At 74.8% G+C, this 21255-nt stretch carries 21 protein-coding genes; 12 read left to right on the top strand and 9 right to left on the bottom strand.

Annotated elements, in window-relative coordinates:
• Positions 1 to 19 precede the first annotated feature (19 nt).
• Positions 20 to 787 carry an enoyl-ACP reductase FabI gene (gene fabI, locus EBO36_RS09590; protein ID WP_122824408.1) on the top strand — a complete coding sequence of 256 codons (768 nt, stop codon included), beginning with the start codon at positions 20 to 22 and terminating at the stop codon, positions 785 to 787.
• Positions 784 to 1296 (top strand): SixA phosphatase family protein, encoded by a 513-nt coding sequence (locus tag EBO36_RS09585; RefSeq protein ID WP_122824407.1) that lies wholly within the window; start codon positions 784 to 786, stop codon positions 1294 to 1296. The genes fabI and EBO36_RS09585 overlap by 4 nt, the downstream gene beginning before the upstream one ends.
• Positions 1297 to 1305: 9 nt before the next feature.
• Here EBO36_RS09585 and serB read toward each other — a convergent pair whose 3' ends face one another.
• Together serB and EBO36_RS09575 are read right to left on the bottom strand one after the other, a co-directional pair.
• A complete protein-coding gene (serB, locus tag EBO36_RS09580; RefSeq protein ID WP_244925253.1) occupies positions 1306 to 2211 on the bottom strand; it encodes a phosphoserine phosphatase SerB in 906 nt (301 codons plus the stop codon).
• A gap of 35 nt (positions 2212 to 2246) precedes the next feature.
• Positions 2247 to 3488, bottom strand: coding sequence for a glucose-1-phosphate adenylyltransferase (locus EBO36_RS09575; RefSeq protein ID WP_122824406.1), 1242 nt, complete (start codon positions 3486 to 3488; stop codon positions 2247 to 2249).
• 59 nt (positions 3489 to 3547) lie between these two features.
• On the opposite strand from EBO36_RS09575, the gene glgA reads away from it, so the two are divergent.
• Positions 3548 to 4783 carry a glycogen synthase gene (glgA, locus tag EBO36_RS09570; RefSeq protein ID WP_122824405.1) on the top strand — a complete coding sequence of 412 codons (1236 nt, stop codon included), beginning with the start codon at positions 3548 to 3550 and terminating at the stop codon, positions 4781 to 4783.
• 54 nt (positions 4784 to 4837) lie between these two features.
• Here the strand turns inward: glgA and EBO36_RS09565 are convergent, their stop codons facing one another.
• Positions 4838 to 5368, bottom strand: coding sequence for a dihydrofolate reductase family protein (locus EBO36_RS09565; protein WP_122824404.1), 531 nt, complete (start codon positions 5366 to 5368; stop codon positions 4838 to 4840).
• A 70-nt stretch (positions 5369 to 5438) separates the two neighbouring features.
• On the bottom strand, positions 5439 to 6221 hold the full coding sequence (locus EBO36_RS09560) for a hypothetical protein (RefSeq protein WP_127571727.1): 783 nt from the start codon (positions 6219 to 6221) through the stop codon (positions 5439 to 5441).
• 49 nt (positions 6222 to 6270) lie between these two features.
• Here EBO36_RS09560 and EBO36_RS09555 point away from each other — a divergent pair, with 49 nt between their 5' ends.
• The 6 genes from EBO36_RS09555 (at position 6271) to EBO36_RS09530 (ending at position 13614) form a co-directional block, all read left to right on the top strand.
• Entirely contained in the window at positions 6271 to 7065 is a 795-nt protein-coding gene (locus tag EBO36_RS09555) for an ABC transporter ATP-binding protein (protein ID WP_122824402.1), read from the top strand.
• A 30-nt stretch (positions 7066 to 7095) separates the two neighbouring features.
• Complete coding sequence (locus EBO36_RS09550) at positions 7096 to 7539, top strand: NfeD family protein (RefSeq protein WP_122824401.1); 444 nt, start codon at positions 7096 to 7098, stop codon at positions 7537 to 7539.
• Between the two features lie 45 nt (positions 7540 to 7584).
• Complete coding sequence (locus EBO36_RS09545) at positions 7585 to 8844, top strand: SPFH domain-containing protein (RefSeq protein ID WP_122824400.1); 1260 nt, start codon at positions 7585 to 7587, stop codon at positions 8842 to 8844.
• 201 nt (positions 8845 to 9045) lie between these two features.
• Positions 9046 to 10794: an ABC transporter ATP-binding protein gene (locus EBO36_RS09540; protein WP_122824399.1), complete on the top strand. Its 1749-nt coding sequence runs from the start codon at positions 9046 to 9048 to the stop codon at positions 10792 to 10794.
• Complete coding sequence (locus EBO36_RS09535; RefSeq protein WP_122824398.1) at positions 10791 to 12722, top strand: ABC transporter ATP-binding protein; 1932 nt, start codon at positions 10791 to 10793, stop codon at positions 12720 to 12722. Before EBO36_RS09540 ends, EBO36_RS09535 begins: the two co-directional genes overlap by 4 nt.
• 52 nt (positions 12723 to 12774) lie before the next feature.
• Positions 12775 to 13614: a TrmH family RNA methyltransferase gene (locus EBO36_RS09530; RefSeq protein ID WP_222928708.1), complete on the top strand. Its 840-nt coding sequence runs from the start codon at positions 12775 to 12777 to the stop codon at positions 13612 to 13614.
• Positions 13615 to 13871: 257 nt separating this feature from the next.
• On the opposite strand, the gene EBO36_RS09525 is transcribed toward EBO36_RS09530, so the two are convergent.
• Complete coding sequence (locus EBO36_RS09525) at positions 13872 to 14336, bottom strand: tRNA (cytidine(34)-2'-O)-methyltransferase (RefSeq protein WP_122825581.1); 465 nt, start codon at positions 14334 to 14336, stop codon at positions 13872 to 13874.
• 106 nt (positions 14337 to 14442) lie between these two features.
• On the opposite strand from EBO36_RS09525, the gene EBO36_RS09520 reads away from it, so the two are divergent.
• The gene (locus EBO36_RS09520) at positions 14443 to 14898 is read left to right on the top strand and encodes a hypothetical protein (protein ID WP_122824397.1); all 456 of its coding nucleotides are present in this window, start codon (positions 14443 to 14445) and stop codon (positions 14896 to 14898) included.
• Between the two features lie 145 nt (positions 14899 to 15043).
• The gene (locus EBO36_RS09515; RefSeq protein WP_122824396.1) at positions 15044 to 15640 is read left to right on the top strand and encodes a TetR/AcrR family transcriptional regulator; all 597 of its coding nucleotides are present in this window, start codon (positions 15044 to 15046) and stop codon (positions 15638 to 15640) included.
• A 42-nt stretch (positions 15641 to 15682) separates the two neighbouring features.
• On the opposite strand, the gene EBO36_RS09510 is transcribed toward EBO36_RS09515, so the two are convergent.
• From EBO36_RS09510 to EBO36_RS09495, 4 genes are all read right to left on the bottom strand, one after another.
• Complete coding sequence (locus EBO36_RS09510; RefSeq protein WP_122824395.1) at positions 15683 to 16285, bottom strand: YbaK/EbsC family protein; 603 nt, start codon at positions 16283 to 16285, stop codon at positions 15683 to 15685.
• Positions 16282 to 16809 carry a YbhB/YbcL family Raf kinase inhibitor-like protein gene (locus tag EBO36_RS09505; RefSeq protein WP_122825580.1) on the bottom strand — a complete coding sequence of 176 codons (528 nt, stop codon included), beginning with the start codon at positions 16807 to 16809 and terminating at the stop codon, positions 16282 to 16284. The genes EBO36_RS09510 and EBO36_RS09505 overlap by 4 nt, the downstream gene beginning before the upstream one ends.
• Entirely contained in the window at positions 16715 to 18349 is a 1635-nt protein-coding gene (gene rox, locus EBO36_RS09500; RefSeq protein ID WP_122824394.1) for a rifampin monooxygenase, read from the bottom strand. Before rox ends, EBO36_RS09505 begins: the two co-directional genes overlap by 95 nt.
• Positions 18350 to 18575: 226 nt before the next feature.
• Positions 18576 to 19829, bottom strand: coding sequence for an MFS transporter (locus EBO36_RS09495; RefSeq protein WP_122824393.1), 1254 nt, complete (start codon positions 19827 to 19829; stop codon positions 18576 to 18578).
• A gap of 358 nt (positions 19830 to 20187) precedes the next feature.
• On the opposite strand from EBO36_RS09495, the gene EBO36_RS09490 reads away from it, so the two are divergent.
• The gene (locus tag EBO36_RS09490) at positions 20188 to 21252 is read left to right on the top strand and encodes a hypothetical protein (protein ID WP_122824392.1); all 1065 of its coding nucleotides are present in this window, start codon (positions 20188 to 20190) and stop codon (positions 21250 to 21252) included.
• Positions 21253 to 21255 lie beyond the last annotated feature (3 nt).

The raw sequence follows: 21255 nt of genomic DNA, 5'->3' as shown, positions 1-21255 counted from the left end.
ACGTGAGAGAAGGACACACATGGGACTGCTCGAGGGCAAGACGCTGCTGGTGACCGGGGTGCTCAAGGACACCTCGATCGCCTTCCACGTGGCCCGGCTGGCGCAGCAGGAGGGCGCCCAGGTGGTCCTCACCTCCTTCGGACGTCAGTTCCGGCTCACCCAGGCCATCGCCCGGCGCCTGCCCGAGGCCGCCCCCGTCGTCGAGCTCGACGTCACCAACGCCGAGGACCTCGCCGCGCTCGCGGACCGGGTGCGCGAGCACGCCGACCACCTCGACGGCGTCGTCCACTCCATCGGGTTCGCCCCGCAGTCCGTCATGGGGGGCAACTTCCTCGCGGGGGAGTGGGCCGACGTCGCCACCGCGCTCGAGGTCTCCGCGTACTCGCTGAAGTCGCTCGCCGTGGCCGCCCGGCCGCTCATGGGCCGCGGCTCCGCCGTCGTCGGCCTCACCTTCGACGCGTCCTTCGCCTGGCCCGTCTACGACTGGATGGGCGTGGCCAAGGCGGCGTTCGAGTCGACGGCGCGCTACCTCGCCCGCGACCTCGGCCCCGAGGGCATCCGGGTCAACCTCGTCTCCGCCGGCCCGGTCCGCACCACCGCGGCCAAGTCGATCCCCGGTTTCGAGCAGATGGAGGCCACCTGGGGCGAGCGCGCGCCGCTCGGCTGGGACGTCAACGACCCGGAGCCGACCGCCCGCGCGGTCGCCGCGCTGTGCTCGGACTGGTTCCCCGCGACGACGGCGGAGATCGTCCACGTCGACGGCGGCGTCCACGCCATGGGGCAGTGACCACCCGCCGCCTCGTCCTCCTGCGTCACGCCGCCGCCGAGCACGAGGGCGACCTGGGGGACGCGATGCGGCCCCTGAGCGCCGCGGGCCGGCGCCAGGCGGGCGCCGTGGGACCGCTCCTCGAGGCCGCCACCGGAGGGATCGACCTCGCCCTGGTCTCCACCGCGCTGCGCACCCGGGAGACGTACCGGATCCTCGCCACGCACCTGTCGGCGCCGCCGCGGGTCGTCGAGAGCGACGCCGTCTACGAGGCGGGCGCCCGGTCCCTGCTCGCGCTCCTGCGGGAGGTGCCCGAGGACACCCGCTGCGTGCTCGTCGTCGGGCACGAGCCGACGATGTCGACGCTCGCCCACCTCCTCGCCGGCAGCGGCCGGGAGGACCTCGCCGCGCAGGTGAGCCTGGGGATGTCGACGGCGAGCGCGGCCGTCCTCGAGGTCGAGGACTGGGCGTCGCTGGACCGGTCGGCCGCCGCGCTCGTCGACCTCGTCCGCAGCCCCGGCCAGGCCTGAGGCCGCGCCTCAGCGCGCGCTGAGGCCGACCAGCCCGAGGACGGCGTCGAGGCGGGGGAAGCTCACCGCCGCGGTCGCCTGCGCCTGCACGAGCGGCTTGGCGCAGAACGCCACCCCGAGCCCGGCGGCCGCGAGCATGGGCAGGTCGTTGGCGCCGTCGCCCGCGGCGACGACGCGCGCGGGGTCGACACCGAGCTCGGCGGCCCAGGCGTGCAGCGTCCGCGCCTTGGCGGCGGCGTCGACGACGGCCCCGCTGGACCGGCCGGTGAGGGCCCCGTCCGCCACCTCGAGGGCGTTGGCGCGCACCCGGTCGATCCCCAGCTCGGCGGCGAGCGGGACGACGATCTCGACGAATCCGCCGGAGACCAGCCCCAGGGGGGTGCCCCGGGCGGCGAGGGCGGCGGCGAGCGCGTCCGCCCCGGGCATGAGGGCGATCTCCGCCCGGACCTCCTCGAGGACCGTGGCGGGCAGGCCGGCGAGGGTGAGCAGCCGCCGGCGCAGGCTCTCGGCGAAGTCGATCTCGCCGCGCATGGCGAGCTCGGTGACGGCAGCGACGGCCTCGCCGGCGCCCGCCCGGGCGGCGAGGAGGTCGATGGACTCGGCGGTGATGAACGTGGAGTCGACGTCGGTGACGACGAGGGCCGGCCCGTGCTCGGCCAGCGCCCCGGTGGTGACGGCGAGGTCGATCCCCTGCTCGCCCGCGCGGACCCGCAGCTGCGGCCCCGCCCCAGCGGGCAGCGCCGCGTCGGTGAGCCAGGTGAGCCCGGCCCACCCGCGCCCCGCCGTGGGCACGGGCGCCCCGAGGTCGAGCCCGGCCGCCGCGACGACGTCGGCGGCGCGCCGGGCGCCGTCGGGCCCCGCCGCAGAGGTGGGGGCGGCGGGGGCCTCGGGCCAGACGGTACTGATGCGGAGCACGGGTGCACCCTACGGGGGCACGGGCGGGCGAGGGGTCAGCGGGTCACGCGGGTGCCCTTGGGGACGACGGTGATCCCCGACTCCGTCACCGTGAAGCCGCGCTCGCGGTCCCGCTCGGCGTCGACGCCGACCTGCGCGCCCTCCTCGATGCGGACGTTCTTGTCGACGATGGCGCGGCTCACGGTGGCGTTCCGGCCGACGTCGACGTTGTCGAGGATGACGGAGTCGCGCACCGACGACCACGAGTTCACCTTGGTCCCGGGGGAGATGATCGAGCCGACCACCTCACCGCCGGAGACGATGACGCCGGGGGAGACGAGGGAGTCCATGGCGTGGCCCAGGCGCTCGCGGTTGCCGTAGACGAACTTCGCCGGCGGCAGGTTCGGGTTGCCCGCGTACAGCGGCCAGTGGTCGTTGTAGAGGTTGAAGACGGGCGTCACGGCGATGAGGTCCTGGTTCGCCTCGTAGTACGCGTCGATCGTGCCGACGTCGCGCCAGTAGGCGCGGTCGCGGGGCGTGGAGCCCGGCACGTCGTTGTCGCCGAAGTCGTAGTAGCCGGCAGCCTGCTGGTCGACGAACCAGGGGACGATGCTGCCGCCCATGTCGTGCTTGGAGTCGGGGTCCGCGGAGTCCTTGGTCACCGCCTCGATGAGGGCGTCGGCGTCCATGACGTAGTTGCCCATGGAGGCGAGGACCTCGTCGGGGGAGTCCGCCAGGCCGACGGCGTCGGTGGGCTTCTCGAGGAACGCCCCGATCTTGCCCGGCTGGGTGGGGTGCGCCTGCACGACACCCAGCTGGTCGGCCAGGCTCAGCGGCTGGCGGATGGCCGCCACGGTGAGCGGCAGCCCCGAGGCGACGTGCTGGTCGACCATCTGGGAGAAGTCCATGCGGTAGATGTTGTCCGCGCCGACGATGACGACGACGTCGGGCCGCTCGTCGTGGATGAGGTTGAGCGACTGGAAGATCGCGTCGGCGCTGCCGAGGTACCACCGCTTGCCCACGCGCTGCTGGGCGGGCACCGGCGCGACGTAGTTGCCCAGCAGGGTCGACATCCGCCACGTCTTGGCGATGTGCCGGTCGAGGCTGTGCGACTTGTACTGGGTGAGGACGACGATCTTGAGGTAGCCGGAGTTGACGATGTTCGACAGGGCGAAGTCGATGAGCCGGTAGATGCCCCCGAAGGGGACGGCGGGCTTGGCCCGCTCCTCGGTGAGGGGCATGAGTCGCTTGCCCTCACCTCCGGCCAGGACGATGGCGAGGACGCGTGGGGCTGACATGATGGTCACACTAGGGCTGCCAGGGCAGCGTTGCCACAGAGTCTGGCCGAAGGAGACCGATGCGCGTCGACATCCTCACGCGTGAGTACCCGCCGTACGTCTACGGCGGTGCCGGGGTGCACGTCGCGGAGCTGGCGGCCGTGCTGCGGGAGCGGATCGACGTGCGGGTGCGGTGCTTCGACGGTCCCCGTGAGCCGGGGTCCCCGGGCGGCGAGCCCGGCGTCCAGGGCTACGCCGAGCTCGCCGAGCTCGCGGGCGCCAACCCCGCGCTGCGCACCCTGGGCGTCGACCTCGCCATGGCCGGCGACGTCGGCGGGGCGGACCTCGTCCACTCCCACACCTGGTACGCCAACCTCGCCGGCCACCTGGGCGGGCTACTCCACGACGTCCCGCACGTCGTCTCCGCGCACTCCCTGGAGCCCCTGCGCCCGTGGAAGGCCGAGCAGCTCGGCGGCGGCTACGCCGTCTCCTCCTGGGCGGAGCGGACGGCCTACGAGGGCGCCGCGGCGGTCATCGCCGTGAGCGCGGGGATGCGCGCCGACATCCTGCGCGTCTACCCGCAGCTCGACCCGGAGCGCGTGCACGTGGTCCACAACGGGATCGACCTCGACTCCTGGCAACGGCCCACGGACGCGGCGGAGCTCGCCCGCGCCGAGGCGACCGTCCGCCGCCTGGGCATCGACCCGGAGCGCCCCGCCGTCGTCTTCGTCGGGCGGATCACCCGGCAGAAGGGGCTGCCGCACCTGCTGCGCGCCGTCGCCGGGCTGCCCCCGGAGGTCCAGGTGGTCCTGTGCGCCGGCGCCCCGGACACCCCGGAGATCGCCGCCGAGGTCGACGGCCTCGTCGAGCGCCTGCGGGCGCGTCGCGAGGGCGTCGTGTGGATCTCGGAGATGCTGCCGCGCCCCGACCTCATCGCCGTCCTCGCCGCCGGGACCGTGTTCGTCTGCCCCTCGGTGTACGAGCCGCTCGGCATCGTCAACCTCGAGGCGATGGCCGTGGGCCTGCCCGTCGTGGGCTCGGCCACCGGCGGGATCCCCGAGGTCGTCGACGACGGCGTCACCGGGCTGCTCGTGCCCATCGAGCAGGTGGGTGACGGGACCGGGACCCCGGTGGACCCGGCGCGGTTCGAGGAGGATCTCCTCGACCGGCTGACGGCCCTGGTCACCGACCCCGAGCGGGCGCGGGAGATGGGCCGGGCGTCGCGCCGGCGGGTCGAGGACCACTTCTCGTGGGCCGCGGTGGCCGACCGCACGCTCGACGTCTACCGGGCCGTCCTGGACGCCCCGCGCCCCTGACGCCGCCGCGCCCCTGACGCGCCGTCGTCGGCCGGGCCCTTGGGCGAGACGCCGTCAGCCGGGCCGCACGACGTCGTACCGGGCGCAGGCGAACTCGCCGTTGCGCGCGAGCTCGGTGAGCCGCAGCTCCAGCCGGCGGGGCAGGAGCGGGGCCCCCGCGCCGAGCGTGACGGGGGCGTACGCGATAACCACCTCGTCGAGGAGCCCGGCGTCGGCGAACTGCCCCACGACCTCGCCGCCGCCGACGATCCACCGGTCGCGCTCGCCGGCCACGGCCACCATCTCGGCGTGGACGGCGCGCACGTCGCCCCGGGCGAACCGGACGTCGGCCCCCGGCGGCGGCGCGAGCTCGCGGTGGGTGAGCACCCAGGTGGGCACGGTGTAGTCCCAGGCGTCCTGGTACGCGCGGACCCACTCGTAGGTGGCCGAGCCCGTGACGATGGCGCCGACGCCCGCGAGGAACGGCGTGATGCCCATGGGCCCGTCGTCGTCGACCTCGCGGGTGAGCAGCCAGTCGAGGGAGTGGTCGGGGGTGGCGATGAAGCCGTCGAGGCTGCTCGCGACGTAGTAGACGGTCCGGCCCACGTGTTCCTCCTCGGTCCGTGCGTCGCCCGGCGCGACGCGACGAGACGAGTGTCACACCGGTGTCCGACACTCAGGCCCGGTGGCTGACGCTCGCCGCCGCCATCCCGCGGCGGGCGGTGAGCGCAAGGCCGCTGAGCACCCGGCTGCGGGCCCCGGACTGGGCGGCGGTGACGGCGGCGCCGTCGTCCTCGCGGGCGAGCTCGGTGATGGCGAGGAGCCGGGCGGCACGGGTGAGGACGTCGACCTGCCGCTCCGGCAGGCCGGGGGGCAGCAGGCCGTCGGGGAGCTCCGCGTGCCCCAGGTCGGCGAGCTCCGCGGCGGCGTCGGGGCGCCAGCGCGCGACGTCGAGCGCCTCCAGCTCGTCGAGGGCCTCGAGCAGCGCGGTGCCGAGCTCGCGCCGCGCCTGGCCCAGCGTGCCGACGCCGCCCAGGAGGGTGGGCACGGCCCGCTCCCCGGCCGGGAGCGGGCGCGCGTGCCAGCGCACCAGGGTCCCCGGCTCCAGCGCGCTGCCGTACGTCGTCACCTCGGGCACGGCCGCCCACTGCGCGTCGGTGGTCCGCACGAGGAGGCACTGCTCGGCGTCGAGCGCCTCGGGCAGCGCGACCGCCGGCACCCCCGCGACGTGGCCGGGGGCCGGGAGGAGGGCACCGGCGTCGAGGACGCGGTTGCCGCCGCCCGGGGCGACGACGTCGCGCAGGGCGTGCACGAGCGGCCGGCTGCCGTCCGGGGACTCGACGAGGTGCTCGTCGTCGTCGGCGATGGCCGCGACGGCGCGGCGCACGGAGGCGGTGTCGCGCACCCGGGGCAACCAGAGGGCGGCGATGACGGCGTAGGGCAGGACGAGCTCGACCACGCGACCACGGTAGCCGCGCACGTCGCCCCGGGCGGGCTAGGGTCGTTCCATGAGCGAGGTGCTGGAACTGGCAGACGTCACGGTGCGACGCGGGGCGAAGACCATCCTCGACGGCGTGAGCTGGACCGTCTCCGACGGGGAGCGGTGGGTCGTCCTGGGCGCGAACGGCGCCGGCAAGACCACGGCCCTCCAGCTCGCCGCGGCGCGGTTGTTCCCCACGAGCGGCACGGTGCGCATCCTCGACGAGGAGCTCGGGTCCGTCGAGGTGGCCGAGCTGCGCACCCGCATCGGCCTGGCCTCCTCCGCGCTCGCGGACCGGATCCCCGGCGGCGAGAAGGTCCTCGACGTCGTCCTCACCGCGTCCTACGGCGTGACCGGCCGGTGGCGGGAGACCTATGACGAGCTGGACACCCGGCGGGCCCGGGACCTCCTCGCGGCGTTCGGCGTCGCGCACCTCGAGGACCGGACCTTCGGCACCCTCAGCGAGGGCGAGCGCAAGCGCGTGCAGATCTCCCGCGCCCTCATGTCCGACCCCGAGCTCCTCCTCCTCGACGAGCCGGCCGCCGGCCTCGACCTCGGGGGCCGTGAGGAGCTCATGCGCGGCCTGGGCGAGCTGGCCGGTGACCGCCGCTCGCCCGTGATGGTCCTCGTCACGCACCACGTCGAGGAGATCCCGCCCGGCTTCGACCACGTCCTGCTCCTGCGCGGGGGCAAGGTCGAGGCCGCCGGGCCGCTCGAGGAGGTCCTCACCCCGCAGCACCTGTCACGCACCTTCGGCCTCGACCTCGAGGTCGAGCGGCATCGGGACCGCTGGAGCGCCCGCGCTGCCGCCCCCGCCCACTAAGATCGGGGCAGGCGAGCGAGGAGGCTGACGATGGCGTGGTTGTGGTGGCTCGGTGCGGCCCTGGTACTCGGCGTCGTCGAGATGCTCACGGTCGACCTCATCTTCCTCATGTTCGCCGGCGGGGCCCTCGCGGCCACCGGCGTGGGACTGCTCGGTGCGCCGTTCTGGGCGCAGATCCTCACCTTCTCCGTCGTCTCGACCATCCTCCTCGCGGCCGTGCGCCCGTGGGCGCTGCGCCGCATGGGCCGCAACGCCCCCGGTGAGCTGACCAACGTCGCCGCGCACGTCGGGCGGACCGCGGAGGTCGTCACCGACGTCACCGACCGCGCCGGGCGCGTCAAGCTCGTCGGCGAGGTGTGGTCGGCCCGTGCCGCCGAGCCGGGCCTCGTGCTGCCGACCGGGACGACGGTCCGTGTCGTCCGCATCGAGGGGGCCACCGCCGTCGTCGCCCCGGTCCCCGTCACCCTGTCCTAGTTCGCCCACCGACCGGGGACCGCCCCGGCCGACCCCAGGAGAACCGTGTCCGACAACCCCGGTGGAGTAGTGCTCACCATCGTTCTCGTCCTGCTCGCGATCTTCGTCATCGTCGCCATCGCGCGCTCGGTGCGGATCGTGCCCCAGGCCGTCGCCCTCATCGTCGAGCGTCTCGGCAAGTTCCACTCCGAGATGTACGCCGGCCTGCACTTCCTCATCCCGTTCGTCGACCGCGTCCGCGCCGGCGTCGACCTGCGCGAGCAGGTCGTCTCCTTCCCGCCGCAGCCCGTCATCACCTCGGACAACCTCGTGGTGAGCATCGACACGGTCATCTACTTCCAGGTCACCGACCCGAAGTCCGCGACGTACGAGATCGCCAACTACATCACCGGTATCGAGCAGCTCACCGTGACGACGCTGCGTAACGTCATCGGGTCGATGGACCTCGAGCAGACCCTCACCAGCCGCGACCAGATCAACGGCCAGCTCCGTGGGGTGCTCGACGAGGCGACCGGGCGCTGGGGCATCCGCGTCAACCGCGTCGAGCTCAAGGCGATCGACCCGCCGGCCAGCGTCCAGGGCTCCATGGAGCAGCAGATGCGCGCCGAGCGGGACCGCCGCGCGGCCATCCTCACGGCCGAGGGCGTCAAGCAGTCCCAGATCCTCACCGCCGAGGGCGAGAAGCAGGCGGCGATCCTGCGGGCCGAGGGTCAGGCACAGGCCGCGATCCTCAAGGCGCAGGGTGAGTCCCGCGCCATCCTCCAGGTCTTCGACGCCATCCACCGCGGCAAGCCGGACAGCAAGCTCCTCGCCTACCAGTACATGCAGATGCTGCCCGAGCTCGCCAACGGCACCTCGGACAAGCTCTGGGTCATCCCCACCGAGTTCACCGCGGCGCTGGGCTCCATCGCCAAGGGCTTCGGCGGCGGGTCGAACGGGTCCGGCGGCGACGACGACGACGACCGCCCGCGCCCCACGGTCGACTTCGGCCCCTACGGCACCGGGCTCGCCACGGGCCTGCAGGAGACCAGCCTCCAGGACCCGGACGAGGCGCTCGCCCAGGCCCGCCACGAGGCGCGCCAGGCGACGACCGAGGCGACGACGGCGGGGGAGCGCTCCGGCCGGCCCTTCTCGCGCAGCGCCGAGCGCGGCCAGCGTCCCGCCGAGGAGATGCCGCCCGTCCCGGCCCAGCCCGCCGACGACGTGCGCTTCGCCCCGCCGCCGAGCGCGCACCAGCCCGGGCCCACGGCCGGCCCGCCGTCGACCGTCGACCCCACGCTGGGCGAGGGCGACACCGGCCGCTGAGCGAGCGCACACCGGCACGACGACGCCGGCGGGGGAGACGGCAGGAGCCGCCCCCGCCGGCGTCGGCATGTCCGGACCGCCCGGCGTCCGCATGTCAGGACGCCCTGGCGCATGAGAAAAAGGACCCGGCGGGCCGCGTCCGACGGCGTTAGGGTGGGCCGTCGCGGGCGTCCCCGCGGCCGTCACGCGTGAGAAGGTCCCATGCTCCTGCGTCTGCTCCGTCGTCACCTGCGGCACTACCGCCGCGACGTCGTCGGCGTCGTGGTCCTCCAGGTCGTCGCCACGATCGCGGCGCTGCTGCTCCCCAGCCTCAACGCCGACATCATCGACGAGGGCGTCGTCGCCGGGGACACCGGGTACATCGTGCGCACCGGCGGCGTCATGCTCGCCATCACCGCCGTCCAGGTCGCCACGTCGATCGCGGCCGTCTACCTGGGCGCGCGCACCGCCATGGCCATCGGCCGGGACCTGCGGGCGAGCGTCTTCGACCGGGTCCAGCGCTTCTCCCTGGCGGAGATGGGCGGGTTCGGGGCGCCGTCGCTCATCACCCGGTCGACCAACGACGTGCAGCAGGTCCAGATGGTCACCCTGCTCACCTTCACCATCATGGTGATGGCGCCGATCATGATGGTCGGCGGCGTCATCATGGCCCTGCGCCAGGACGTCGCCCTGTCCGGGCTGCTCCTCGTCGCCATCCCGCTCCTGGCGATCGTCCTCGGGTTCGCCATCGTGCGGATGCGGCCGCTGTTCCGGCAGATTCAGAAGCGGGTCGACGCCATCAACCTCGTGCTGCGTGAGCAGCTCAGCGGCGTGCGGGTGATCCGCTCCTTCAACCGCCAGGCGTCCGAGCGGGAACGGTTCGCGGGCGCCAACGCGGACCTCATGCGCACGGCCATCGCCGTCGGGCGGCTCATGGCGCTGCTGTTCCCCGCGGTCCAGCTCATCATCAACGCCTCCTCGGTCGCCGTCATCTGGTTCGGCGCGGGCCGGATCGACGCCGGGCAGATGGAGGTCGGCTCGCTCGTCGCCTTCCTCAACTACCTCATGCAGATCCTCATGTCCGTCCTCATGGCGGTGATGATGTTCATGCTCGTCCCGCGCGCCGAGGTCTCCGCCGAGCGCATCGACGCCGTCCTCGCCGTCCGCCCGCAGATCGCCGCCCCCGACGAGCCGGTGCCCCTGCCCGCGCCGCCCGCCGGCCGCCGCGGCCTGCCGATCGAGCTCGACGGCGCCAGCTTCGGCTACGCGGGCGCCGACGAGCCGGTCCTGTGCGAGGTCAGCCTGCGGATCGAGCCCGGGCGCACGACGGCGGTCATCGGGGCGACCGGCTCCGGCAAGACGACGCTGGTCAACCTCATCCCGCGGCTCACCGACGTCACCTCCGGCGCCGTGCGGATCGGCGGCGTGGACGTTCGCGACCTCGACCCCGCCGCGCTGCGCTCGCGGGTGTGCCTCGTCCCGCAGAAGGCGTACCTCTTCTCCGGGACCGTCCGCTCGGCGTTGCGCCTGGGGCGCCCGGACGCCACCGACGCCGAGCTGTGGCAGGCCCTCGAGGTGGCCCAGGCCCGCGACTTCGTCGAGGCGCTGCCGCAGGGCCTGGACGCCCCGGTGGAGCAGGGCGGGTCGAACTTCTCGGGCGGTCAGCGGCAGCGGCTCGCCATCGCCCGTGCGCTCGTGCGCCAGGGCGACGTCTACCTCTTCGACGACGCGTTCTCCGCCCTCGACTACGCCACGGACGCCGCCCTGCGGGCCGCGCTGCCCCAGGCGACGGCCGGGGCGGCCGTGCTCATCGTCGCCCAGCGGGTGGCGACCATCCGGGACGCGCACCAGATCGTCGTCCTCGACAACGGCCGCATCGTCGGGGTGGGGACCCACACCGAGCTCATGGAGACCTGCGAGACGTACTCCGAGATCGTCCTGTCCCAGCTGAGCGCGCAGGAAGCGGCATGAGCGGCCACGGCCCGGGGCCGGCCATGCGGGGCGCCGGTGGCGCGCCGGGGGCCAAGCCGCTGGACTTCCGCGCCTCCCTGCGGCGGCTCCTGGGCGCCCTGCGGCCCGAGCGGGTGCGGCTCGTCGCCGTCGTCGTCCTCGGGGCGGCGTCGGTCGCGCTCGCGGTCCTGGGTCCCAAGGTGCTCGGCGACGCCACCAACATCGTCTTCGCGGGCGTCATCGGCCAGCAGCTGCCCGCCGGCGTGACCCAGGAGCAGGCCATCGCCACGGCCCGGGCCGCCGGCGAGGACCGGTTCGCGGACCTGCTGGGCGGGATGACGGTCGTGCCCGGGGAGGGGATCGACTTCGGGGCGCTCGGGACCACCGTCCTGCTCGCGCTCGGCCTGTACGCCGCCTCCGCGGTCTTCCTGTGGATCCAGGGCTACCTCCTCGCCGGCGTCGTCCAGCGCACCGGCTACACCATGCGCGGCGACGTGCAGGAGAAGATCGACCGCCTGCCGCTGTCCTACCTCGACGGCGAGGCCCGCGGCGACCTGCTCTCCCGGGTGACCAACGACATCGACAACGTCACCCAGACGCTCCAGCAGACGCTGTCCCAGCTCATCACCTCGCTGCTCACCGTCGTCGGCGTGCTCGCGATGATGTTCTGGCTGTCCTGGCAGCTGGCGCTCATCGCCCTCGTCACCGTGCCCGTCGCCGCGCTGCTCACCGTGCGCATCGCCGGCAAGGCCCAGCCGAGCTTCATCGCCCAGTGGAAGTCCACCGGGGACCTCGGCGGGCACGTCGAGGAGGCGTTCACCGGGCACGACCTCGTCACCGCGTTCAACGCGCAGGACGACTTCGGCCGGCGGTTCGACGAGGAGAACGGCCGGCTGTACGAGGCGAGCTTCCGCGCCCAGTTCATCTCCGGGACCATCCAGCCGTCGATGGCGTTCGTGTCCAACCTCAACTACGTCCTCGTCGCCGTCGTCGGCGGGCTGCGGGTGGCGTCGGGCACGCTCAGCCTCGGCGAGGTCCAGGCCTTCATCCAGTACTCGCGCCAGTTCACCCAGCCCCTCGCCCAGATCGCGTCCATGGCGAACCTCGTCCAGTCCGGCATCGCGTCCGCCGAGCGCGTCTTCCAGGTGATGGACGCGCCCGAGGTCGAGCCCGACCCCGTCCCCGGCGCGCGGCCCGACGGCGTCCGCGGCCAGGTGGTCTTCGAGGGCGTGAGCTTCCGGTACGACCCTGGCACGCCCCTCATCACCGGCCTCGACCTCGTCGTCGAGCCCGGGCAGACCGTCGCCGTCGTCGGCCCCACCGGGGCCGGCAAGACGACGCTCGTCAACCTCGTCATGCGGTTCTACGAGATCGACGGCGGGCGGATCCTCCTCGACGGCGTCGACATCCGGACGATGACCCGGCACGACCTGCGCGACGCCATCGGCATGGTCCTGCAGGACACGTGGCTGTTCCGGGGGACGATTGCCGAGAACATCGCCTTCGGGCGCGTGGGCGCCACCCAGGAGGACGTCGAGGCCGCCGCGCGGGCGACGAGCGTCGACCGGTTCGTGCGCAGCCTGCCCGACGGGTACGACACCGTCATCGACGACGAGGGCGGCGGCGTCTCGGCGGGGGAGAAGCAGCTCATCACCATCGCCCGGGCATTCCTCTCCGACCCGCAGATCCTCATCCTCGACGAGGCGACGAGCTCGGTGGACACCCGCACCGAGATGCTCGTCCAGCACGCCATGGGCGAGCTGCGCCGCGGCCGGACGTCGTTCGTCATCGCCCACCGACTGAGCACCATCCGCGACGCTGACGTCATCCTCGTCATGGAGCACGGGGCGATCGTCGAGCAGGGCGACCACGAGGGGCTGCTCGCCGCCGGGGGCGCGTACGCGCGGCTGTACCAGAGCCAGTTCGCCGCCCCCGCCGTCGAGGCGTAGGGCCGCGCGCCCCTGGCGCCGCGGCTCGGGGGAGCGCGGGAGAATATCGGTCGTGCCCCTGATCCACGTCTCCACCCCCGACGACGACCGCCTCGCCGACTACCTGCGCCTCACCGACGTCGCGCTGCGCCGCAAGCTCGAGACCGAGCGTGGGCTCTACATGGCGGAGAGCTCCAACGTCATCCGCCGGGCCGTGGCGGCCGGGCACCGGCCCCGGTCCTTCCTCATGGCGCCCCGCTGGGTCGAGTCCATGGCGGACGTCATCGCCGAGGCCTGCGGCGCGCCCGACGGCGGGGCCGACGTCCCCGTGTTCGTCGCCGAGGAGGACGTGCTGCGGGAGATCACCGGCTTCCACCTCCACCGCGGGGCGCTGGCGGCCATGCACCGCCCGGCGATGCGCCCGGTGGAGGAGGTCCTCGCCGGGGCGCGCGACGGCGCGGGCGCGCGGCGGGTGGCGATCCTCGAGGACATCGTCGACCACACCAACGTCGGGGCGATGTTCCGCAGCGCGGCGGCTCTGGGCGTGGACGCCGTCCTCGTCACGCCGAGCTGCGCGGACCCGCTCTACCGGCGCTCGGTCCGGGTGAGCATGGGGACGGTGTTCCAGGTGCCGTGGACCCGGCTGACGCGATGGCCGGCCGGGATCGAGGACCTCCGTGGGCTGGGGTTCACCGTCGCGGCGCTGGCGCTGTCGGACGACTCGGTGACGCTCGACGAGTTCGTCGCGCAGGGTCATGAGCGCACCGCGTTCGTGCTCGGCACCGAGGGACACGGGCTGGCCGCGTCGACGATTGCGGCGGCCGACGCGGTCGTGCGCATCCCCATGGCCGGCGGCGTCGACTCCCTCAACGTCGCCGCGGCGTCGGCCGTGGTCTTCTACGCCACGCGCTAGGGGCCGAGTCCGCCTCGCGCCCACGCCGCCGGACCGCGCATCGCCGCAGAACCTCGCGCCAGTCAGGGCATCGAGCAGCACCGGTGGTGCGACGGGTGCCGCCGAGGCGCTCCCGCGGGAACGCATCGGGAACGGGTGTCGCCGAGACGTTCCCGCGGGAACGCATCGGGCACGGGTGTCGCCAAGACGTTCCCGCGGGAACGCATCAGCCACGGCTGTTGCCGAGGCGTTCCCACCGGAGGACCGGCGTCGGGCCGCTACCGCCCGCCGGCGTACCCGTGCTGGCGCCACGCCTCGTAGACCGCGACGGCCGCGGAGTTCGACAGGTTCATCGACCGGACGCCGTCGATCATGGGGATCCGCAGCCGGTCGTGGACCCGCGGGTCGGCGAGCACCTCGGCCGGGAGGCCGGTGGGCTCCGGGCCGAAGAGGAGCGCGTCACCGGCGTCGTACGCCACGTCGGCGAACGACCGGTCCGACTGCGCGGTGAAGGCGTAGACCCGGCCGGGGGCGACCGCGGCCAGGGCGGCGTCGAGGTCGGCGTGGACGACGACGTGCGCGAGGTCGTGGTAGTCGAGGCCGGCGCGGCGCAGGTGCGCATCGGTGAGCTCGAAGCCGAGCGGCTCGACGAGGTGGAGCGTCGCACCGGTGCAGGCGGTCATCCGGATGGCGTTGCCGGTGTTGGGCGGGATCCGCGGGGAGTAGAAGACGACGTGGAACACGCCGGACATCGTGTCACTGCCCGCGGGGTGCGCTCGACCGTCGCGCGGCGACCGCCGGGCCCGCATATCCTCCACGAAGACCCTGTCGCCCACGCTCGGAGCCCCCATGCCCTCGATCGGCACCCTGCTCAAGACGGCCGCGCGCCTCGGCCCCGTCGCCTACCCGGCGGTCAAGAAGGCCGTCGAGGTCATCAAGAAGAACCCGGAGCTCGCGCGTACCGCGCAGGACCTCGTCGACCGGTTCACCAAGGCCCGCGCGGCGCGGTCGCGGCCGGAGAACCTGCGCCGGAGCGTCGGCGTCCTGCGCTCGCAGGCCCAGCACCTCCTCTCCCGTGCGGACACCCCGCAGGAGGCGGCACGCGCCCAGCGCTGGCTGCTCCAGGCGGACCGCGTGGAGTCCGCGATCGGCCTCATCGGCATCCACTCCGGCAAGCAGCAGCAGCGCGACGCGGCCCGGATCCAGAAGCGCATCGACGAGCTCTTCGGCGAGATCCTCACCGCCACGATGGAGGACGCCGAGGAGCACCAGCGCGGCGAGCTCGGCGGCCCGGCCAGCGCGTAAGGCGCCCGAGGGCTCCTGAGCGCCCGCCGTCCGAGTACGGCGTGCCCCGCGGCCGCCCGCGCGCCCTAAGCCCCCGCGGCCGGCTCCCGGTCCGGCCCGCTGCCCGGCGTACCCTCGGGCCCAGCCCGATCGTGGAGGAGGAACCGTGCCGAAGATCGACGCGCCCACGGTCGCCGAGCACCGTGAGGCGCGCGTGCGCGCGCTGCTCGACGCCGCGCACGACCTCCTCGTCGAGGGCGGCGGCCGGCCACCGGGCCTCGCCGAGGTCGCGGAGCGCACCGGCCTGTCCCGCCCCAGCGTCTACCAGTACTTCCGCTCCCGCGACGACCTCCTCGAGGCCGTCGTCGAGGACATGTTCCCGCGCTGGTCGCGGCGCATCGACGCCGCGCTCGCGGCGGCGTCCGGGCCGGGGGAGCGGGTCCTTGCCTACGTCCGGGTCAATCTCGAGCTGGTCGCCGACGGCGAGCACGCCGTCGCCCGCACGCTCGCCCAGGAGGCCCCGGCGGCCTCCTTCGCGGCCCGGAACCGGGAGCTGCACGACCAGCTGCTCGACCCCGTCGTGGACGCGCTCGCCGAGCTCGGCGCGCCGGAGCCGGCGGTGACCGCGGAGCTCGTCAACGGGCTCGTCCACACCGGCACCCGCATGCTCACCGAGGGCACCGGCGTCGACGACGTGGTCGAGCGGATCACCGAGCTCCTCGGGCCGTACCTGGGCCTTGCGCCCGCGCCGACGCCGGAGTAGCCGCGCAACGAGTATCCGCGCCCGGCGTCGCGCGCCACCGGATCAGCCGACGTCGACGCCGAGCCCGGTGACCACCTCGGCGCCCTCGAGACGGGCGAGCACCTCGCCGGGCAGGAGGAGCTTGGAGTGGCGCACCCCGCTCCCGACGATCGCCGGCCCGCTCGTCACTCGCGTGTCCAGCAGGAGCCGCCACGACGTCGGCACCCCGACGGGGGTGATGGCGCCGTACTCCATGCCCGACGCCGTCACCGCCTGGTCCATGGGCCAGAAGGAGGCCTTGCGCACGTCGAGCAGGCGCCGCACCACGTTGTTGACGTCCGCGCGGGTGGTCGCCCGCACGACGCACGCCGCCACGCGCTCGTCGCCGGCGCGCTTGCCCGCGACGAGGACGCAGTTCGCCGAGGCCGCGAGGGGGAGCTCGTAGGCCTCGGTCATCGCGGCCGTGTCCGCGAGCGCCGGGTCGATCTCCGCGACGAGGATTTGCTGGGCCGCCTCGGCGTCCACCTCCGCCAGCCTGCCCAGCGCCGCCGCCACGGGGTCGGCGAGGAGGTCGGCACGCCCGAGGGCCGGGACCCAGGTGAGCGTGCCGAAGGCGAGCGCGCCGGGCTCGCCCGGGACCGGCGTCGGCTCGGGCGCGGCGCTCACCGCTGGAAGGTGGGCACGATGACGGCCCGCGCGATGGTGTGGAAGACGGCGGCCAGGGCCGCCGTGGTGGGGCTGTCCTCGGGGTCGAGCCCGAGCGTGTCGACGTCGAGGGCGTGGACGGCGAAGAAGTAGCGGTGCGGGTGGTCCCCGGGCGGGGGAGCGGCGCCGGTGTAGGTGTAGTCGCCGTTGTCGTTGCGGACGTGGAACGCGGCGCCCGGGAGCATGAGGTCGCTCTGGCCGTCCCCCTGCTCGAGCTCGGTGGTGCCCGCGTCGAGGTCGACGACGGTCCAGTGCCAGAAGCCGGCCGGCGTGGGCGCGTCGGGGTCGAAGCAGTTGACCAGGAAGCTCTGGGTCTCCTCGGGGAAGCCCGACCACTGCAGCTGCGGCGAGACGCTGCCGCCGTCGGCGCTGTGCTCGGCCGCGAGCGCCTCACCGTCGGTGACGTCCGTGCTCGTCAGGGTGAAGGACGGGACGGGGGGCAGCAGGTCGTACGGGGCCGGGGCGATCGGTCGCGTCAGGTCCACGGGGTTCCTCCTCGACGGCGGGGTCGGTTCGGGACCAACCTACGACGCCGGACCGGCTGACGCGGGGCGCGCCACGGGGTGGCGCGCCGCCGCTGTCGTTCACCCCGCCCGCTCGGTGGGTGGGCGCCCCGAACCACTCGCGCAGCCGGTCACCGAGCTCGGCCTCGTCGCTCCCGGCCCACGCCACGTGCCCGTCCGGGCGCACGAGCGCCGCCGGCACGTCAGCCTCCGAGTCGACGTCGACGACGTGGTCGACGCGATCCAGCCACCCCGACACGGAGAGCTCGCCCGTCCGGTCGAGGAGGAGCCCGCGGCCACCGTGCATGAGGTCGTACAGGCGCCCGTGCGCGAGCGGGACGTCGCGCAGGTGCCGGCCGACCAGCGGGTGGCCGTCGCCGAGGTGGTACCGGACGCCGATCGCCGTGACCTTCTCCAGGAGGTGCCGGCCCACGCCGTCGATCTCCATGAGCTCGGCGAGGAGCCGGCGCACCGCCTGCGGCCCCGGGTCGAGGGACATGAGCTCGATCTGCGCGCGGGTGTTGTCGAGGACGGACGCCGCGACCGGACGGCGCTCGCTCTCGTAGGTGTCGAGGAGGCCGTCCGGCGCCCAGCCGTCGACGGCGGCCGCGAGCTTCCAGCCGAGGTTGACGGCGTCCTGGAGGCCGAGGTTGAGGCCCTGCCCGCCCGGGGGCGGGTGGATGTGCGCCGCGTCGCCCGCCAGCAGGACCCGCCCCACCCGGTACCGCTCGGCGAGCCGGGTGGCGTCACCGAAGCGGGAGAGCCAGCGGGGGGCGTGGACCCCGAAGTCGGTGCCGGCGTGCTCCCGGAGCTGGGCGCGGAACTCCTCGAAGGTCGGCGGCACGCCGCGGTCCCCGGCCAGCCCCTCCGCGGGCACCACCAGCCGGTACGCCCCGTCCTCCAGGCGTGCGGCCCCGAAGCGGAGCTGGGTCGTGCGGACCTCGGCGACGACGGCGTCGATCGTCTCGGGCGCCTCGCTCACCTCCATCTCACCCAGCAGCGTGTCGACGCGGGTCGGTTCCCCGGGGAAGCCGACGCCGAGGAGCGTGCGCACGGTGCTGCGCCCGCCGTCGCAGCCCACGAGGTAGCGCCCGCGGTGCTCGGTGCCGTCGGCCAGCGTGGCCGTGACCCCGTCGTCGTCCTGGGCCAGCCCGACCACCGCGCAGCCGCGCCGGATCTCGGCCCCCAGCTCGGCGGCCCGCTCGGTGAGCAGGCGGTCGGTGATGGTCTGGGGGATGGCGAGGACGTACGGGTGGTCGCTGTCGAGGTCCTCCGGCTGGGCCGCGGCGATGCCGGCGAAGAACCCGTCGAGCGGGTAGCGCTGGCCGAGGGCGAGGAACCGGTCCACCACGCCGCGCTGGTCCAGCACCTCCAGGCTGCGTGCGTGCAGCCCTCCGCCGCGTCCGTGCGACGTCGGCTCGGTGGCCCGCTCGAGGACGAGCACGTCCACCCCGTGCAGCCGTAGCTCGGTCGCCAGCATGACGCCGGTCGGCCCGCCGCCGACCACGATCACGTCTCTCATCACTACCCCCGTCGCATCGGTCGCCGGGCAGCGTGGTGCGGCCCGGCAGAGTCCGGTGAATCCGCGTCTTCTCGCGGGTCCGACGGCTCCGGCCGATGATTCTGAGGCCCGACGGGGGTCTTGCCGCAAGCCCCCCGGTGCGCTATATCTTGAGTGTGGCAGGGAGCGGTGGCTCCCTGCCGTTGTCGTGTCACGGCCCGGGTGAGGTGCGGGTGCTCGGCCGCGGCTAACGCTCCGCGCCCCCGACGGCCGTCGGCTGCGGCGCGACCGCCTGGTGGGTGAGGACCCGCCCCAGCAGGAGGACCGCGAGGCCGGCGAGCACGACGCTGAGCAGCGCCGCGCGGAGGCTGGTCGCATCGGCGACGATGCCGATGAGCGCCGGGGAGATGAGGAACCCGAGCCGCAGCAGCCAGCCGACCACGGTGAGGCCGACGCCGTGGGGCAGCCCGGGCAGCTCGTCGGCGGTGTGCATGACGGCCGGGACGAGGGTGGCGACGCCCAGGCCGCTCAGCGCGAACCCGGCGAGCGTCGCCGGGACGGCGGGGAACGCGACGGCCAGGCCCATCCCGAGGGCGGTGACGGCCCCGCCCACGCGGACGACACGGCGCTGCCCGAAGCGGTCGACGAGGCGGTCGCCGACCAGTCGGCCGGCGGTCATCGCCACCTGGAGGGCGACGAAGGCGAGGCCGGCGACGGCGGCCCTCGTCCCCACCTCCTCGCGCATGTACAGCGCACCCCAGGTGGACCCCGCGTCCTGGACGAACGCCTCGGACGACGCGAGCACGCCCAGCACGACGAGCAGCACGACGGTGCGGCCGGTGGCGTGGCCGAGCAGCCGTCGGGCGGCGCGGGCGGGCTCGTCGGGCGTGGTCGCGCTCGCGCGTTCGGCGTCCTCGGGGCCGTCGAGCAGGAACCGGTAGGCGACGACGGCGACGGCGCCGAACACCACCGCCGAGGCGGCCAGGTGGGCGCCCAGGGGGATGCCGAGCCCGGCGGCGGCGGACCCGAGCAGCCCGCCGGCGACGGCGCCGAGGCTCCACACCGCGTGGAAGGAGTTGACGATCGAGCGGCCGTAGGCCCGCTGCACCCGGAACCCGTGGGCGTTCTGCGCGACGTCGACGACGGCGTCCAGCGCCCCGGCGACGAGCAGGAGGCCCGCGAGGACGAGCCAGGTGCCCGCCAGCGGGACGCCGGCCACGGCGAGCGCGAGCAGGACCAGGCCGAACGCCCCGACCTTCGCCGACCCCAGGCGCTGGATGAGCACGGGCGCCAGCAGCCCTGCCACGAGCGCGCCGAGGGGCATGGCAGCGATCGCGCCCCCGAGCTCGGCGTTGCTCAGCTCCAGCCGGTCCTTGATGTCGGGCAGCCGGGGCACGAGGTTCGCGTAGAGGACCGCGTTGAGGAAGAAGATCACCGAGACGCCGGCGCGGGCGTGGCGCAGGCGCGGCTCGACGGTGCGCGCGGGGGTGGGGGACGGCATGGTGGCTCCGGTCGGGCGGGCGCACGAGGCGAGAGGGTGCGGGGGTCAGGCTCGGGCGGGCTGCAGGCCGCCGGCGTGGACGATCGCGGCCGGGTCGGGCCCCGGACCGGTGTCGTGCGGACGAGCGTACCCACGCGCCCGGACGTCTCGGCACGTCATTTCCGTGCGCGCCGCGTGCTGCGCGCGCGTGGTGCGCCGCGGCCTCAGGAGCCGGCCGGGCGGGGCCGGTCCGCAGCCTCCCGAGGGCCGCCCGGCGCCTCCCGGTGCCCGGGTTGACACCCCCGATGTCAGCGACGTTCACTAGCATCGAACACACGTTCGAACGGCGGACGAGGAACGGTCGGCAGGAGGTGCGGGGATGAGCGTCACCGTACTGCGGCCCCCCGTCACGCCGACCCGCGAGGAGCGCCTCGCCGCGGCCCGCCGCGCCCTCGGCCGGGCGGAGACGGCGGTCGGGGTGCGGGTCCGCCTCGACGGCCCGACGGCCGTCGGCCAGGGCACCTCCGAAGCACCCACCCAGGGCACCCCGACCCCGGACGTCCCGGCCCCGGGCACCTCGACCCCGGACTCCCCGGCCCAGGGCGCCCCGGGCGCCCGAGCCGGTGACGCCCCGGCCCACGGCGCCCGAGCCGGTGATGCCCCGCGGCTCGCGCTCGCCGGCGACCTCACGGGTGACCTGCGCACCGGGAACCCGGCGCCGGCCGTGCCCCCCCGGCCGTCACCCGCCCCCCGGCCGGCCGAGGTCCCTGAGGCGCCCGCGCTGGACGAGCGCCTCCTCCCGGTCCCCGCCGCGCTGCTCCCGCTCTTCCCCGCGGGGGGCCTGCGCCGCGGGAGCGTGGTCCAGGTCTCGGGGTCGACATCCCTGCTCCTCGCCCTCGCGGCGGCCGCCGGGCAGGAGGCGTGGAGCGCCCTGGCAGCCCTGCCCGACGTCGGCCTCCAGGCCGCGGCCGAGGCGGGGCTGGACCTCGCGCGGGTCGTCATGGTGCCCCGGCCGGGTCCTGACGCCCCCGCGGTCCTCGGGGCGCTCGTCGACGGCTTCGACGTCCTCGTCGTCGGGGACTGCCGCGCCCTCAGCGACCGGGACCGCCGCCTGCTCGGCTCGCGCCTGCGCAGCCGCGAGTCCGTCCTGCTCACCACGCGGCCGTGGCCGGGGAGCGACCTCGTCCTCCAGGCCGACCAGGGGAAGTACCACGGTCTCGGCCACGGGTGGGGCGTCCTCCAGGGGCGGGAGATGACCGTCCGCGCTCGCGGCCGGGCCCTCGGGGCCGGTCGCACGGTGCACGTGCGCGCCGGTGCCGGCGGGCTGGAGCCGGTGGCCCCGCCCGACGGCACCCCCCTGCTGGGCGTCCCCCTCGACGGCGTCCCCCACGACGGCGCGGCGGTGCCCGCCCTCACGGCGCACGCCGGCCGCCGGGCGGTGTAGCGC

This window comes from Georgenia faecalis (genome assembly GCF_003710105.1).
GTDB lineage: Bacteria > Actinomycetota > Actinomycetes > Actinomycetales > Actinomycetaceae > Georgenia_A > Georgenia_A faecalis.
Note: the sequence above shows the minus strand (reverse complement) of the source record. Positions and strands in the feature narration are given on the sequence as shown.